Raw genomic sequence first — 15,068 nt, 5'->3', positions numbered from 1 at the left:
TAGTGATTTAATATTCTATTTTTCGTTTTTAAGGATTTCAATGGCTAGAGATAGTTCATCCATCAATTTGCTGGGGCTTCCTGAATAACCTCCCGAACAATAGCGCACGCGGCCATTCTTCACGATGATCTTGCGTGGAATCGACGAATCGCCGAATAATGGAATCAGCTGTCTAAAGACGAGATCCTGTTCATTGGTCTTGGGACTGACCGAATCGTGCAACAAATTAAAACGGAAACCTTCGCCACGAACATAGTTAACTGATTTATCCTTATAATTCCCAGTCTGCATTGTACCTAACATATAGACAGCAACCTGTTTATCCTGTGCATATTTGTCGACCAAGAGCTGCATGCCCGGGAAAGCCATAATGCATGGGCGGCACCAGGTAGCCCAGAAATCCACCACAACAATTTTATCCTTCCAGTCTGCTGGCGTAATAAATAGTCCATCGGCCGTTTCCAGGCGGAAATCGGGCATAGGGTGGTTGACCCAGTTATGATCTACATACGCTTGCATCGCTGCTTTTTCTTCGTTCGATTTCAATCCTGCAAGATAAGTTTGGTACCCGCTGTCATTCCCAGCATGTTCTTTTAGATAAATCGCCTTGAGTTTATCAAACATGCGCGGGGTCATCGCATTATATCTAGCGCTCATTTCGAGTAGGGGAAGAATTTGTTTGTCATCGCCCAGTCCCTCCAGAACCTGAAGGTTAATTTCATTCAGTTCAGCATTGTTATATTTGCCATCTTCGGACAACAGCAAGAAATATTTTCGAGCTTCTGTATACTTTTTGAGGTCCTTTAATAAGGAGATATGCGTAAAAAGACGGTCATCGAGGTTTTTCATCACATTGGAATCGGCCTGTGTCTGTCGGTCAAAATCGTCCTTGTATGAATTGTCGTTCCGTCGCGCGATCAATTTAGGAAGAATTGCTTCAGAGACCTGATAGAGGCTATCCTTTCCGATCATTTTGAACATATAAGCACGCATAATATTCCAGCGCATCAGTTCATTTCCTGTACGGAAATCGATATCGTCATACAGTTTCGCGAATTTGTCGAGCTGCCGGGACTCGAAGTAGGCTGCCCCAAGTCCGCGATACACCGCATAATAGATAAACCCTTGACTATTGGGACGCTCGCGCCATTGCTGAACAGGAAACCGTTTTAAAAAATTTTCATACGAAGTGATTACCTCAGCATTGTCCGGGCTGCCTCCCATGGTCTTGCTATAGGCTATGAAACGTGCTGTTGCACCGCCCGGAAAATCTGTATTGACGCGCTGTTCAATCGATCGGGTCAATTCTTTGTCTTGTAGGCGTGCACTGGCAAAGGAATACAACTGGTTAAGAACTTCATCAGTTAAATTCTTCTGCTTTAGTTCATCCGTGATCAGCTTCCTAGCGAAAGCGGGGAAAGCATCACCTAAGGCCAATTTTTGTAAGTTCATAAAAGGCTGAAAATAGCGTAGATAGTGCTGGCCTGATAATGTAAATTCTTTCTCAGCGAGGGCCTTTAGATAGTCAGCTGGCAGCGCTATGGGCTGATTATTATAATAAGCGAAAATGCCACCTCCGGCTATCGTTGGTTGCTGAAAAGCAGCCTCCGACAGATAAGCCCCAGGTACCGCTCTGCCTTTCTCATCGCACAGGGCAACAGCATAACCCAGGTCCTGATTGTTGTCTAGCATGTCGGGATGATCAGCGTCTCCCTGATAGAATCTGGCAGCGATAAAAGCTGTTGTCGGTTTAACTGACACCGCCACCGTCCATAACCCAGCGGAATTTTTCTGCATGGGTAGATTGATCCGCTTCCAGGCAAAGTCTTCAAAAAGAAAGCAGGCAGCGTGTACCTCATCGCTGAACTCGAGATCTTTATCTTTGGCATTATACAGCACTTCAACAGGTTCCGTCGTTTTGGGTCTGGCTGGTTTAAAAACACTGCTGTCAAATCGAGGCTGCGCGTGTAACACAGCCTGGACAAACAACAACACTAAAAAAATATTCAGTTTTTTCATCGTAAGTAAATTATCTCAATTTTTGACCTATTTCGGGATTTAACTGCAGGTATTTATTCGCAACGGGATACACATAACTCGCGCTATTGATCTCGAGTGTATAATCTTGATTTACAAATTGCCTCTTGAATTCTTTCGCCAACTTTGGATCCAGATTATAACGGCGCATATCCAGCCACCGCAGACCGGTGCCGAAGAATTCCCGCCTGCGTTCGTTGACAACAATCTGCATCGCCTCATCCGGAGAAGTAGCGGACACAGGTATAAAGTCCGCTGACTTGAATCTTTTGGACCGTAATGTGTTTACAAATTCCATCGATTTCACGGTATTTCCTCTACGTGCTTCAACTTCTGCTTTGATCAACAACATCTCGGGAACAGAGGGTCCAGCATTCGGCTCACCTTGCATGACGTCCGCTTTTTTTGAGCGCAAGGCACCAGCGGGCATCTGACTGGTTCCAGCGTCCATATATACGGTGCGTCTAAGATCGTTGGCATCAAAAAGTGCTACAAGCTCTGGATTTAGCTGTTGATTAATAGGCTGCCCCACTTGTTTGGATAAGTAAGCTTCGGGATGATCGAATGGCTTCGGATATCCTGACGTAGATGTCGCATACTGCTGAAGATCCAAAAGGGCTGAATTGTATTGAAGGGCTGCATCAGCATGGGCGGCGGCTTGATCAAAGTTACGCATATGAAGATGCACAATCGCAAGCAAGGCTTCTGCCGCTGCTTTATTGGGATGTCTCTTGTTACTCACAGCTGCTGGAATATCAATTAATCCTGTTTCTAAATCCTGAAGAATCTGTGCATATACTTTAGCTAGCGCTGTCCGTTTCAGCGACGCAAATAAATCAGGTTGTAAAAGCAGGGGTACCCCCATCCCATTATCTGCTGTCTTCGGGTCATAAATATCCCCATAAAGATTGGCGAGGACAAAATAAGCATAGGCTCTTTGGATTTTAGCTTCAGCCAAAAGCGCGCGTTTCTGCTGTTCGGTACCGTCTTGACTTTGCATCACTCCTGCAATAACTTCGTTGGCCGTGTAAATTTGCTTATAAGGCCTTGACCAGTTCAAATCTTCTGTATTGTCCGGCACCAGTTGCGATGACCAGATATAGGGCCACGCGACAGTTTCGGGCTGCTGCTGTTGATAAGCGAGTGTTGCAAAGGTCAGATCATCACTGGACAATATCGGCATACCAAAAGTAGGGGTGAATACGGTAGAATTATTTAAGAGGTAAGCATAATCGTTAGTATATTTAAGTTCCCTACGATTATATTGATCAACCTCTACATATTTGCGACAGCCTTGTGTACCGGCTGTTAGTGCCAAAAGCGATGCAAAAAGAATATATTTGGCTTCCATGTTGTTTATTTTTTAAAAAGTAGCGTCAATAGTTAAGAAGAAGTTCTTTGTGGGCGGCAAATTATTATACGTATTTGCACGTACATAGAGCGGATCGATACCTAGTTTATTTGCCTTCCAGAGAATGCCCAAATTTCGTACTGCAGCATTTACACCTAAGGTCTTGAACGGCGTCCGTTTGAGGTATGAGGTCGGCACGGCATAGCCCAAAGAAATCTGTCGCAGGCGAATATGGCTCGCATCGATCACCAACTGATCGGAATCTTTGAATCTGTTGAAGCTATTCGTATTGATATTTTTTAACCCAGGAACATTGGTATGTGCTTCGTCGCCCGGGCTACGCCAGCGCTCTGCCTGCATCTTATTCGTATTGAGCACTCCATAGAATGTCCCTTGATACTGTGGATAACTCCGGAATGTCTCAAGACGCCTAACATTGCCTAAATCATAGGATATACGAACCCCTAGGCTGATGCCTTTATAGGTAACTGTATTCATAAAACCGCCAAAGTAAGGCGCAGTGGTACGCCCCATATAGACCAGATCCTCACGAGCAAATAAGTTACGTCCGCTTTGTGTGCTCGTGATGATTTCTCCATTTGCTTTTGCTATTTGGGCTTGACCTTTTTCGTCAAGTCCGGCCCACTTATATGCGTATAGGTAATCCAAGGGCATTCCTTCCAATAGTCCACCGTTGATGTAGCTGTTTATCTCTGTAATCACAAAACGCGAATCTGTTACTTTGTTGGTATTGTACGAAAAGTTGAACATCGAGTTCCAAGAAAAGTCTTTTTTGCGGATGACAACAGCATTTATCCCGAGATCAATACCGTTACCCTCCATGGTGCCACCGTTAAATTGGAGGTCAGTCCATCCATAGGTCGCATTGTAAGGAAAGTTGTAGAGGATATCACGCGTGTGCTTTTTATAGAGATCGAATGCGATATTCAATCTATTATTCAGTAAACTAATATCAAGACCATAATTTTGCGTGTACACTTTTTCCCATCCAACCTCAGGATTTCTAGGCATAGCTATTGAAGCAGGTATCTCTCCAGTTTGAGGATCTGTGCCTTCTATATTGATAATTGTGGCATTGGATCCGCCCTGAGGAACTGTGCCCCCGACACCATATGTAACACGGAGATCCAACGCATTCAACCAATCAACCTCCTGCATAAAATTTTCGGACTTGATATTCCATTTAGCACCGGCAGACCAAATTGGTTTGGCGCGTTTGGACCTGGAGAAACCGACAAGTGTAAGATCATCAAAACGGGCGCTGGCCGAAACAATGTATTTGCCCTTGAGAAAAGATAACGCTCCATTAGAATAATAGGACATCTTGCGTAAGTTAGGTCTTCCAATAGAGCCATCAGCGATGGAAAGTGATTGTTGCCAACCTTCTATCCCCATAAAACTACCTAGTTGGTTATAAGCAGCCGAGGAGTAGGTATCTTCGTTAAACCCATATCTTGTCTGTGAATAGTTAATGCCGGTCTGCGAACTTATTTCACCACCCAGCACCACATTCAAATTGACCACATCCGCCCATGACTTATCAATATTTCCCTGCAAACGGACATTATATTGGGTCGCATTTTCATTACGTAGGACCATCCGACCGCCCTGTGTAAAATTGCGGGTGAATGTCTTTTTCTGGAAGTCGACCGTCGAATAATAATTTAAGAAATCACGCATCGAATAGCTCTTCAACTCGTCAAGATTTTTATTATCCGCGAATGTGCGTTGAAGCATACCTGAGAGGCTAATGCTAGCCCAGCTATTTACTTTTGCGTCAAGGGCGGCATTGATCCGTACCCGGTTATCAGCTAGCGTATACTTATTGTAATCAAGCTCATCTACAGGATTATATGTCCAGTCATACAATCCAATATCTTTCAAATTTGCGGCTACAGATTCTGTAAAACGCGATGAGCGGCGAATTCTATTGCCCTCTGCGTCAACTAATAGCTCGTAGGGTCTCAAGCCTTCTGTTGTATTTCCAATCGCATTCGCAGCAACTTGGTTGGACACACTGTTTGTATAGGTATAATTAAGTCCCGTCGTCAGTCGCAATCTCTGATTTAAAAAATTTGTCGACAAATTGGTATTTACAAAAAATGACTGCGCCTGGTTAGATCTAAAAACAGGAACATCTTTTGAGTAATTTCCTGAAACTGCATAAGTTGTTCTTCCATTGCCGCCTGATAGCGAAAGGTTATGCTGTTGGGTCACTGCATGCTGTAGCAGATACTTCCGGATCTGTGCGGTATTGTCGATCTGAGATAAGCGATCGAGCTGCTGGGATAACTCGTCATTACTGATCAATCCCTTTTTATTTTTATACATCCACTGTATAGCTTCGCTTGCAGGCTTATTGGTGTTGAAAAGTTGCCAATCTGAATTCCAGACTTCCGGATCTGCGATCCACCCGTAATCAAACATTTCTTTTTCAAAGTCAATATACTGCGCAGTTGTCATTCGATCCAGATTACCGAGATCGGCAGGTGCTGAAATACTAAGACTTGTATTATAGGAAATGACTGGTTCACTGATACGGCCTTTCTTTGTTTCTATGACAATGACCCCATTTGCTGCCTGTGCACCCCATATAGAAGCTGCTGCTGCATCTTTAAGCACCGTAATACTCTCGATATCTGCCGGATTGAAACGGCTAAGTATGGAGTTATTAGCAAATTGTGTAGTATTTTTCACCAAATCTTGATCTATTGCCGCAAAGCCGTCAATAACAATCAGTGGACGCTTAGAATCGCCGTCTGTATTGAAGCTGTTGATTCCTCTGACCGTCATTGTATTCTTGACTGGATCAATCTGTACTCCTGGAATCATCCCCTCTATACGATCCAGGATATTGATAGAAGGTACTTCTTTTAGCTGTTTACTGGTGATCTGCCCAAACGAGCCTGTCGCACGATCTTTTGCAATTTTTTGGTATCCCGTCGATACAACTTCAACTTCGTCTAGCTGATTATTTACCGCTCCCATCGTCACATTGATCTGTGTATCACTGCCTATCACCCTTCGGGCAGGCTCCATACCAACGTATGAAAAAATTATTGCCTCTGCTGGATCCTTTAGACGCAGTGTAAAACTACCGTCGCTGCTCGTGGTTACACCTGTGCGCACAGCATAGCCGTCAGGAATGACCGTAACGCCGCTCAGAGGTACTCCATGCGTATCCTTTACCCGCCCTGTAATTACTTTCCAGAATCTATCATCCCCATCATTATCGCGCTTACCGCGGGTATCCCGTATAATGGTAAAATAATTGTTTTGTACATACAGAAATAAGTAATTGTTTGGATAAAGAAGCTCCTTCAATACGGTTTCTACAGGAAGCCTTTTATTTTTAGGTATGTGCTCACTGTCGACGAAGGCATCCCGGATCAATCCTTCTTCATAGGAAAATTTGGTTCCATAGATCCGGGTTACTTCGCTAAGAGCCTGGCTAAGACTGGCCCTTTTTTGTGCAAAGCTGCCTGTGGTACTCATCAGGCAGACAATAGGCACAAGTAATTTTGTTTTCATAAATTTTTGATTGATTAATTGTTGTTTTTTAGTTAGGTTTTATTACGATCTGTTTATTTTTCACTTCGATGTTGACGTTTATGGTATGCTTGATCACAAAGAGAATATCCTCAATTCCCTTTACTGGGATTACACCTGTAAAACGCTTATTGAGTAATGCAGAATCCTGCACAATTACTTTGTATCCATAATTATCTTCCAGCACAGCGACAATATTGGCTAGGCTGCTGTGTTCGATACTCAGTTCGTCACGGGTCCATGATAACACTTTGCCGGCATCATTTTTGACGATTTGATTAGCCTTAGTCAAGTCGTCATGAACGAACGTTTCTCCCGGCGCAAGTAATCTATCTACTCCGTTTGGCCCCTGTACATGTACGCTTCCTTGAAAGAGTGCTACTTCAATACGTCCACGGCGATCTTTAACGTTGAATTTTGTCCCTAATACTGTCAGCGAAAACTCGCCTACATGGACAACAAAGAAATCATTCTCGCGAAGGCGATTTTTTATTGCGGTATGTTTTACCTCAAACATGCCCTCCCCCTCTATCCAGACCTCTCGAGGTTTGTCCGTCTTCCAGTCGCGCTGGTAAGATAACTTGGAGTTGCTGTTCAGCTTAATGATGGAGGAATCCGGAAGCGCTATTTCGCGTTGTTCACCAAATGCCGTATCGATACCTTTAGGACCGAACTGGCTGATCTCATAAGCTAGTAGCGTGAAAAGCAACAAGGCTGCTGCTGAAGCCGTCCATCGTAGCATGGTCCGAATAAGCAGTGTTCGTCTTTTGTTCTTTTCATAAACCACAATCTGGTCCTGAATATTAGCCCAACGTTGATCAATACTCAAGCTGCTCCGAGCGGGTACCTGCCTCTTGATCAATAACATCCAAGCGCGAGCAAGCTCCATCTCGGCTAACAAATAAGGATATTGTTGCCCCAATTCAACCCAAAAAAAATGCTGTTGTTCTTTCTGCTCGACTACAGTCTGGATAAAATCCTCATCCGCAAAAAAGTCTACCGCCTTAAAATCTTTATATTTTGATAACCGAGAATTCATACTGTTTTATATAGGTTACACCCTTCAACAAAATTTTACCCCAATACACTTTTCTTTTTTTTTAAAAAACAGGCAATACCTGTCTAATCGTCCCAACTGCACATGTGTCAGGGCGGATGGCTTAATACTGGTTACTTATTTTTCTGGCAAACTTGAAGTTGAGCGCAGGATCTAATGATATCGGAAATGGTTGAGCACATAAAGCAATACCAAAAGACCAAACCTGCCAAAATGTTTTTTCAGGTTATCTAGAGCGCGGTAGTAAAGTTTATAGGTATCTTTGGTGGAGAGCCCCATTATTTCGGCTATTTCGTTGTAGGGTAATTCTTCAAAAAACCGCAGATGTATAATTTCTCGTTGTCGTGCCGTCATCTGTAGCAGCGCTTGATCGAGTTTATCTCTGATCTCCAGCGCACGCTCTTGGCGTATCATGCTGAGGTCATGTGGAAGCTCAATGGTAAAGGGCAAATAATCGACTGAAGAATTCGTTACGTCTACCCGGCGTAGGGACTGTTCGATCTTCTTCACCAGTGTACGACGGAAGGCTTTTAACAGATAATTTTTAACCGCAACATCTATACTTAAATTATCCCTGTTACACCATAACTTCACGAATAACTCCTGAATACTATCCTCAATAATCGCCTCATCCTGCGTAAACTTAAATCCATAATTGAACAACAGCTGGTTATATCGTTCAAAAAGAATTTTGAACGATGGTTCATGTCCAACCTGAAACATCTGCCAAACCTGTTGATCGGAGTTCATCTTTTAGTACGCGATTTTTTGTTTTTCAGCTAAGTAGATAAAAATTCCATTCAAATCTACTAATTTTTTTCAACCAACCTAACACCATGATCCGCAATGAATAATGGCACATACATCGACAAAGTTGCCACCTTTGACATAAGGTGGCAGAGGAAAATATAACGCGACGAACTGTTGCGATTAGTAGCCTACAGTTGTCCACGAGAAATAGGATTGCTTGCGACAGTGGTATGCTTTGCAAATTCACGGAAGTTATAGGTAGCAAGACAGGCTTGATGTTTTCCGAAAGTGGTGTACTCATACAGCTCTCCCAATTTTATATGATGTATCCCCTATCTGCTTGATGATTCTTTTTCCCTGCACTGTCTGATACATGAAGGAGACACCGCCGCTGACGCCGTACAAATCAATTGTGTTGAGCATTTCCACATCCAGACCCAGCCACATCACATTGAATACACTTAAACTATCCCCATGTGAGACAAGAATAATATTCTCTTCGGCATTATTTAACAAGATTTCATAGAATGATAACATCCTTTGCCATACATCAAATCTTGATTCAGCATCACTAAAACACTTATCATATACGGTCAATTCTTCCATTTCGATATTTTCTTTCAGCCATTTTACGGATTTCCCCACAGCTTTTCCAAGATTCCTTTCTTTCAATGCCGAACTGAATTGGGGAATTATATTTAATTTTTTCGCAATTATTTCAGCCGTCTCTCTGGTTCTGCTAAGTGGTGACGAATACAAAGAAAAGTGGATATCCGCAAACTCGGTTTTTAAGTTTGCCGCGATATTTTCGGCTTGCTGAATTCCTGTTCCTGTTAATTTCCAGTCGGTCCAGGAACCGATCATTCCATTCGTATGATGGACAGATTCTGGATGTTGTACAGTGATGATATTTTTCTTTTTAAACATCGTCTTTGGTAGATTAGAAATAGGTGTATTCCCAATGGCAGTGATTCGGGGTAAGTATTACACCAATAATAAATTAATGAAAATCGTTAGCTTGTATCTTGGTATAAATAAGCTCCATCTGCTGCCCTAATTTTGATTAAACCATAGACCAGAGCCTAAGCTTCATATTAAAGTACAGCAGACCTATTGAGTCAAAGCCAGCGAGTCTTTAGGGAAGAACCCATTATCACGATCTTAGCCACTCGATGCGGAGCATAAATACATTATTTATGCAAGTATATGGAATAGATTTATCAAAAGAAAAGTTTGATCTAAACTTCTTTGAAACTGCTTTATTCTTAAGTTCCTCTCCAAAACTTATTTTATTAGTCCCTGCGGTGAAATTGCCAGCAACAACAATAATGATGGCTATAAACGTGAGCTCTGAGTCCTTGTCCGTTATGAACTGCAAAAAAAATAGGCTTTATCGCCGGCAGCGAATATGAATCATTACTTGACGAATATTAAATAAATGAAAAGGGTAAGCCTGATTAGTATATCTTTACTTTATTTGAGGTACAATAATAAATGACAGACCGGCATAATTGAGCAGAGGGCAATATTCAGTAATCATATGGTTCGAGCAAGACAAGGACTATGCCTGTTTCAAAGATATTGGCAGTGGCGAGGCTCCTCCGATAATCTTACGCGCAAAGGTGAAAAGCGAATCTGTTGGTTATACCGGCCCAACAGGGGCAGAATGATGAAATTGAAATGGAAGTCATAAAGGAAAATTGAATTTACGTACATGGGGCGCTGTCTGGGACAAAAAAGGAAATAGGCTGAAACCGGGAGATGCTCACAGAAAGGTTTTCAAACGTACGGGCAAATTGGATTAAAGTGAATATTCTTGAACATATCGAGAGCTTTTGATATAAATATGGAAAACAAAATTAAGGATAAAATGACTTTTGTACGAGCAACAGTGATTTTGATGGTTATCGTACTGTTTTCCTGCCAGGGCCCTAACAGGAAGGACCCCTTGAAAACAGATACTGCAATCCAAGACGAGCACAATAAGCCACGTCATCCAAGTGCTGGTGTCGCTACACGCAGAAGTGAAAATGAAGCAAAGGATGTCATGCTTGCTGAAGATATCAGATTTAACGGTAAATTGAAAAGATTCTTTACCATGGGTGAGTTTGAAACTGTATTCGGAAATCCCGATAGTATAAGACTGTTGAAAGATGATGCCCCCTGTATCAGCATCTTTAATACAGAAACACCCCATGACAAGTACCTTTACAAAAGTGGCTCACGATTCGAGAACAGCGGGGACAGTGTGGCTGTGGACGAATTCTGGTTCAGAGATGGCAATTTTATCATCTATAAAGGGATTCGGATAGATGCTTATACGACCCTGCAGGATATACAACAGCTGTTCCCAGCAGCGGTAAGTGGGAGAATAGGCATGGACAAAGAAGGGAAACTATGGGTCATTACATTAAAAGAAGATTACGAAGACACCTCTGACGGGCAAGTCAAAATGTTCTTTAGGGACGGTAAGGTAATCTTTATGCATTGGTGGTTGCCGTGTTAACTATCGGCAGGCAGAATATGCCATGGGTGGACAAAAGCAATATTTTAACGCGATAAAATGAAAATCAGTCTTTACATCAAAATAACGGCATTGACTTTTCTCTCTCTGGGGACAATTGCGTGCGGACAGAAATTAAAGAACAAATCTGTCGTTCAATCAAAAAAATTAAAAGAACCAACATCAACTGAAGAACATGCGATGATTGCTAGGGATTCAATCTCTGTCCATTTTGAAATTGAAAAAATAAGTGCAGAGGAGTTTTTCACGTCCAAGCGACGGCAAAAAACAAGCAAGCCTGCTGAGAAAATCACTGACTTTCAAATCGTCCCGAAACTTTTGACCCGAGTCGTTGATTTCAAAGAAATGGGTAACTATCTAAATATCGAAAAAATTAATTTCCGTAACGGGACTTCCTCCGATGATAACGACTTATTATCCGAGTGCACTTTTGTCGCATTTTTTCCTACGGAAGATATTCTCTTGCTTGAAGGCGGCCATTCAACGGATGTCAGCTTTGACCTGGGGACAGGACAGGAGACTTATGATACCGGCAATCCAGGTCTAGCCACTACCTCCCCCAGTGGAATATTCAGGCTGAATAAGGTGTACGAGGGTCAGGAATGCTTTTATCATTTCATTCAGGTTAAGAAAAACGGTAAATTTAAAAAGATCGCTGAGCTCAACGATATTTTCGAAAAGAAAACGAATAAATGGCTGTGTGTAGTTGAAAAAGAGTTTTGGACCGATGACCATAGCCTCTACTTCGGTCTGGTGACCAAATATAACGAGCGGGGCAACGAATATGAGTTTTACAAGGTGAAAATAATCGACAGTAGTAACTAATTTCACATATACATGAAGAATATCTTTTATCTCCTGCTTCTGCTTTTTTCGTGCCGGACTGGGGTAAACAATTTCTATCAGGGCAGAGTGCTGGACGGAAACGATCAGCCTCTCGAAGGCGTAACCGTAATTGAAGAAAACGGAAAAGGGAAACAGGTGAGAACGGATAAGAGCGGATATTTTAAACTGGACAGAAGTCCAGACTGGCTGGGCCGGCTGATTTTTATGAAGCAAGGTTATCGTACGGACACCATTCCAAGTGTCTGGCGTCAGTCAGGCGAAGCTATTGGGTACAACTTCGTTGAGGACGATACCACAATAGTGAGGTTGAAAGACGCCGAAATCTTAAATGACAGCACAGGTGCCGTATCTATCATAAAAGAAGCCAGCGCTGAAGCTGATCTGTTGGCAACAATTCCGACAAGGTATTTTCCGAGTATAGACAGCACCAGATTCGAGAATTTTGATACTTCGGGTATTCGGGACAACGGTTTTGTGAAACGGATCCATTTTATGCCAAAATGTGAAGATGCAAGCAATTTCAGACTTAACTATAAACTCCCATTTTCTAATAACTTTTTGGCTATAGTGGTGACCTATCGATGTGGCGAACACGAGCTATTCACAACATTGGTCACGATAAATAAAGCGAATAAGATCATTGACACACTGGATATCGCTTATGATGAAGTCGCGGAATCGGCATTCTCCAAAACGAGCAAAATTGAAAGAGACAAGATAGTAATTACCAGCAGCAACTGGATGAGCGAGGAGCCTATTTTTGAAACGGAAACCTATATTATACAAAATGACGGCAAGTTTCGGGAGGTGCCCTCCCATTAGAAGGCCTCACAAATTTTGATTTAATTACCCGCCTACTGGCTCTACAATAAATTCCATTACAACATTGTATTCTACACTTCTTTCCAGCGCTTCACCAACATATCAGATTGTTCAGGATAGATCTTCTGGAACGATGCGATCTGCCGACAAATTATGCTGAAACCTGTCATAGAAAAATATGATGCACTATAACTTCGCTGAATACCCGGGAATACGCAAAGAACAATTTACAAGCCCATAGAAGCGTTGTCTGTAATTCACTCAAATAAACAGACCGAATACTCAATTTCTGTTGAAGGAGTGATATTAAAATCCCATATTCGAAGGAGGTATTAAAAATATGAAAAAGCAAATTCTATTCGGCATCCTATTCTTACTATTTACCAATCTCCTAGCGCAGGACAAAGAGGGAAATGACTACTTCTTTGGTGATAATTTCCATTTCCACGGGAACCGTACCGATCTTAGAATGATGCACTATAGCTCCTTGACTTTCCAGATATCCGATAAAAGAATCTGGACTGTCTTTGACAGCTTTGATCCTGAGAATAAATTTAACGCAGACTATGGAAAAATCACACCTAAGAGCAAAATTCTATTGGGAATAAAATTGACACCGACCCTTAAGAACTACTTTACTGCTGAAGTCCCCAATTTCAGTAAATTTTATTACAGCTATCTGATTCCTGATTCCAGTGAAGCTACCGTTGTTGCCATGGGAATAAACAGCAGCAACATCGCGGATTATCAATATAGAATGGTTCTGGACGACAGTCTGGAAATCCAGAAATGGTCTCACATCCCTGGACTGGAAATGAAATATGGCGCCAGAAAACCCTATGGTAAGATTGGAACCTTTAGATTTCCGGGCAGGAAGCTTCTGGTGGAAGTTGCTCACAAAGACTCCATATGGATTCGGGATGGCTATATTATGGATTGGACCAGACGTATCAAGCCACCAATCGAACAGATCATCGTGAGGGGTGCTAGTACTTATGGCTACTATGGACTGAATCTGGATAGCTTAAGGAGAACAAATCACGGAATAGACTCCCCAACAAACAGTGATATTATTAAATGGACTTTTGAAAAAGACTCGGTACAGGAATTTGACCTGTGTTTTGCCCAGCACGAAACCAGACCATATTCGATTTATCTGATCAAGGATATCCAAAATAATAGAGATACAATCAGAATTGCATGGTGGGAGATTGGCAATCGGTTTACTGTTGAAAATAAATACTTGAAAGATGTTGGGCAATACACATTGTTTATACAGCAGACTGGTACCTTCGGCGAGTTTTCAAAGGATGAAATGACACAGATTGATTTTAAGATCGTGGAGTCTCTCTCGACAGATGTGCGTAACGGGTACACGCCCAAGCAAATTCTTCCTTTTGCACTAGGTGTGCTGACTATTGTCGGACTGGGATTCATAGCCTACAGACTTCGGGTCAGAAGGCACTTAAAAATGGTTGAACGGGATCGCAAGCTGCTCGCAATTCAGATGCAGGGGATCCGCAGCCAGTTGAATCCCCACTTCATGTTCAATTCCATAAACTCCATTCAGAACCTGATTCAAAAAGGGGATATCAGTGCTGCTAAAAACTACTTACAGACTTTTTCCTCACTCACACGGGAGGTGCTGGAAGACTCAGAGAAGGAAATGCATAGTCTAAGTGCTGAATTGAAACTGACAAGAGACTACCTGATCATGGAACAATTACGATTCGGCTTTTCATATCAGATCAAGCAGGAATTGGATCTCCATACCGACAATGTAGATATTCCGGTTATGTTTCTCCAGCCGTTTGTTGAAAATGCAGTCAAACATGGAGTTTCCAACCTGCTTGATCGCGGATCGATCGCCATAACAGTCTCCAACAGAGACAACGATCTGATTTTGGAAGTAACTGATAACGGACAGGGAATGAAGGCCGGTGTTGAAGAGTCTGCTACAGGGTACGGTATTAAATTGAGCAAGAAGCGAATAGCCTTATTAAATCAACTGAATCCGCAAAATCGAATAGACATGGAATTGTTAAATGATCAACCTGGAACCATAGTTCGGATCACATTTGTGGACTGGTTAAATTAATTGTAAAAACAGG

The 15,068-nt window shown here is 42.3% G+C and carries 10 protein-coding genes; 4 read left to right on the top strand and 6 right to left on the bottom strand.

Annotation, left to right across the window (positions count from 1 at the left end):
- Positions 1-15 precede the first annotated feature (15 nt).
- The 6 genes from K7A41_RS21255 to K7A41_RS21230 form a co-directional block, all read right to left on the bottom strand.
- Complete coding sequence (locus tag K7A41_RS21255; protein WP_265715418.1) at positions 16-2,019, bottom strand: TlpA family protein disulfide reductase; 2,004 nt, start codon at positions 2,017-2,019, stop codon at positions 16-18.
- A gap of 10 nt (positions 2,020-2,029) precedes the next feature.
- Positions 2,030-3,388: a RagB/SusD family nutrient uptake outer membrane protein gene (locus K7A41_RS21250; protein WP_265715417.1), complete on the bottom strand. Its 1,359-nt coding sequence runs from the start codon at positions 3,386-3,388 to the stop codon at positions 2,030-2,032.
- Positions 3,389-3,400: 12 nt separating this feature from the next.
- Positions 3,401-6,940 carry a SusC/RagA family TonB-linked outer membrane protein gene (locus K7A41_RS21245; protein ID WP_265715415.1) on the bottom strand — a complete coding sequence of 1,180 codons (3,540 nt, stop codon included), beginning with the start codon at positions 6,938-6,940 and terminating at the stop codon, positions 3,401-3,403.
- Between the two features lie 28 nt (positions 6,941-6,968).
- A complete protein-coding gene (locus K7A41_RS21240; RefSeq protein ID WP_265715414.1) occupies positions 6,969-7,997 on the bottom strand; it encodes a FecR family protein in 1,029 nt (342 codons plus the stop codon).
- A gap of 171 nt (positions 7,998-8,168) precedes the next feature.
- Positions 8,169-8,765 (bottom strand): RNA polymerase sigma factor, encoded by a 597-nt coding sequence (locus K7A41_RS21235; protein ID WP_265715413.1) that lies wholly within the window; start codon positions 8,763-8,765, stop codon positions 8,169-8,171.
- Positions 8,766-9,062: 297 nt separating this feature from the next.
- Positions 9,063-9,692 (bottom strand): histidine phosphatase family protein, encoded by a 630-nt coding sequence (locus tag K7A41_RS21230; protein WP_265715412.1) that lies wholly within the window; start codon positions 9,690-9,692, stop codon positions 9,063-9,065.
- A gap of 919 nt (positions 9,693-10,611) precedes the next feature.
- Here K7A41_RS21230 and K7A41_RS21225 point away from each other — a divergent pair.
- The 4 genes from K7A41_RS21225 (at position 10,612) to K7A41_RS21210 (ending at position 15,055) form a co-directional block, all read left to right on the top strand.
- Positions 10,612-11,271 (top strand): hypothetical protein, encoded by a 660-nt coding sequence (locus K7A41_RS21225; RefSeq protein ID WP_265715411.1) that lies wholly within the window; start codon positions 10,612-10,614, stop codon positions 11,269-11,271.
- 57 nt (positions 11,272-11,328) lie between these two features.
- Positions 11,329-12,114: a hypothetical protein gene (locus K7A41_RS21220; protein WP_265715410.1), complete on the top strand. Its 786-nt coding sequence runs from the start codon at positions 11,329-11,331 to the stop codon at positions 12,112-12,114.
- Positions 12,115-12,126: 12 nt separating this feature from the next.
- Complete coding sequence (locus K7A41_RS21215; protein ID WP_265715409.1) at positions 12,127-12,957, top strand: carboxypeptidase-like regulatory domain-containing protein; 831 nt, start codon at positions 12,127-12,129, stop codon at positions 12,955-12,957.
- A 340-nt stretch (positions 12,958-13,297) separates the two neighbouring features.
- Positions 13,298-15,055, top strand: a complete 1,758-nt coding sequence (locus tag K7A41_RS21210; protein WP_265715407.1) for a sensor histidine kinase — start codon at positions 13,298-13,300, stop codon at positions 15,053-15,055.
- Positions 15,056-15,068 lie beyond the last annotated feature (13 nt).

Source organism: Sphingobacterium sp. InxBP1 (genome assembly GCF_026191775.1).
GTDB lineage: Bacteria > Bacteroidota > Bacteroidia > Sphingobacteriales > Sphingobacteriaceae > Sphingobacterium > Sphingobacterium thalpophilum.
This window is presented reverse-complemented; position numbering and strand designations above follow the sequence as displayed.

Bases quoted from the DNA above. Each gene is read 5' to 3' on its own strand.
- K7A41_RS21250 (WP_265715417.1), bottom strand. From the start codon at position 3,388: ATGGAAGCCAAATATATTCTTTTTGCATCGCTTTTGGCACTAACAGCC.
- K7A41_RS21245 (WP_265715415.1), bottom strand. From the start codon at position 6,940: ATGAAAACAAAATTACTTGTGCCTATTGTCTGCCTGATGAGTACCACA.
- K7A41_RS21220 (WP_265715410.1), top strand. From the start codon at position 11,329: ATGAAAATCAGTCTTTACATCAAAATAACGGCATTGACTTTTCTCTCT.
- K7A41_RS21235 (WP_265715413.1), bottom strand. From the start codon at position 8,765: ATGAACTCCGATCAACAGGTTTGGCAGATGTTTCAGGTTGGACATGAA.
- K7A41_RS21215 (WP_265715409.1), top strand. From the start codon at position 12,127: ATGAAGAATATCTTTTATCTCCTGCTTCTGCTTTTTTCGTGCCGGACT.
- K7A41_RS21210 (WP_265715407.1), top strand. From the start codon at position 13,298: ATGAAAAAGCAAATTCTATTCGGCATCCTATTCTTACTATTTACCAAT.
- K7A41_RS21255 (WP_265715418.1), bottom strand. From the start codon at position 2,019: ATGAAAAAACTGAATATTTTTTTAGTGTTGTTGTTTGTCCAGGCTGTG.
- K7A41_RS21230 (WP_265715412.1), bottom strand. From the start codon at position 9,692: ATGTTTAAAAAGAAAAATATCATCACTGTACAACATCCAGAATCTGTC.
- K7A41_RS21240 (WP_265715414.1), bottom strand. From the start codon at position 7,997: ATGAATTCTCGGTTATCAAAATATAAAGATTTTAAGGCGGTAGACTTT.
- K7A41_RS21225 (WP_265715411.1), top strand. From the start codon at position 10,612: ATGGAAAACAAAATTAAGGATAAAATGACTTTTGTACGAGCAACAGTG.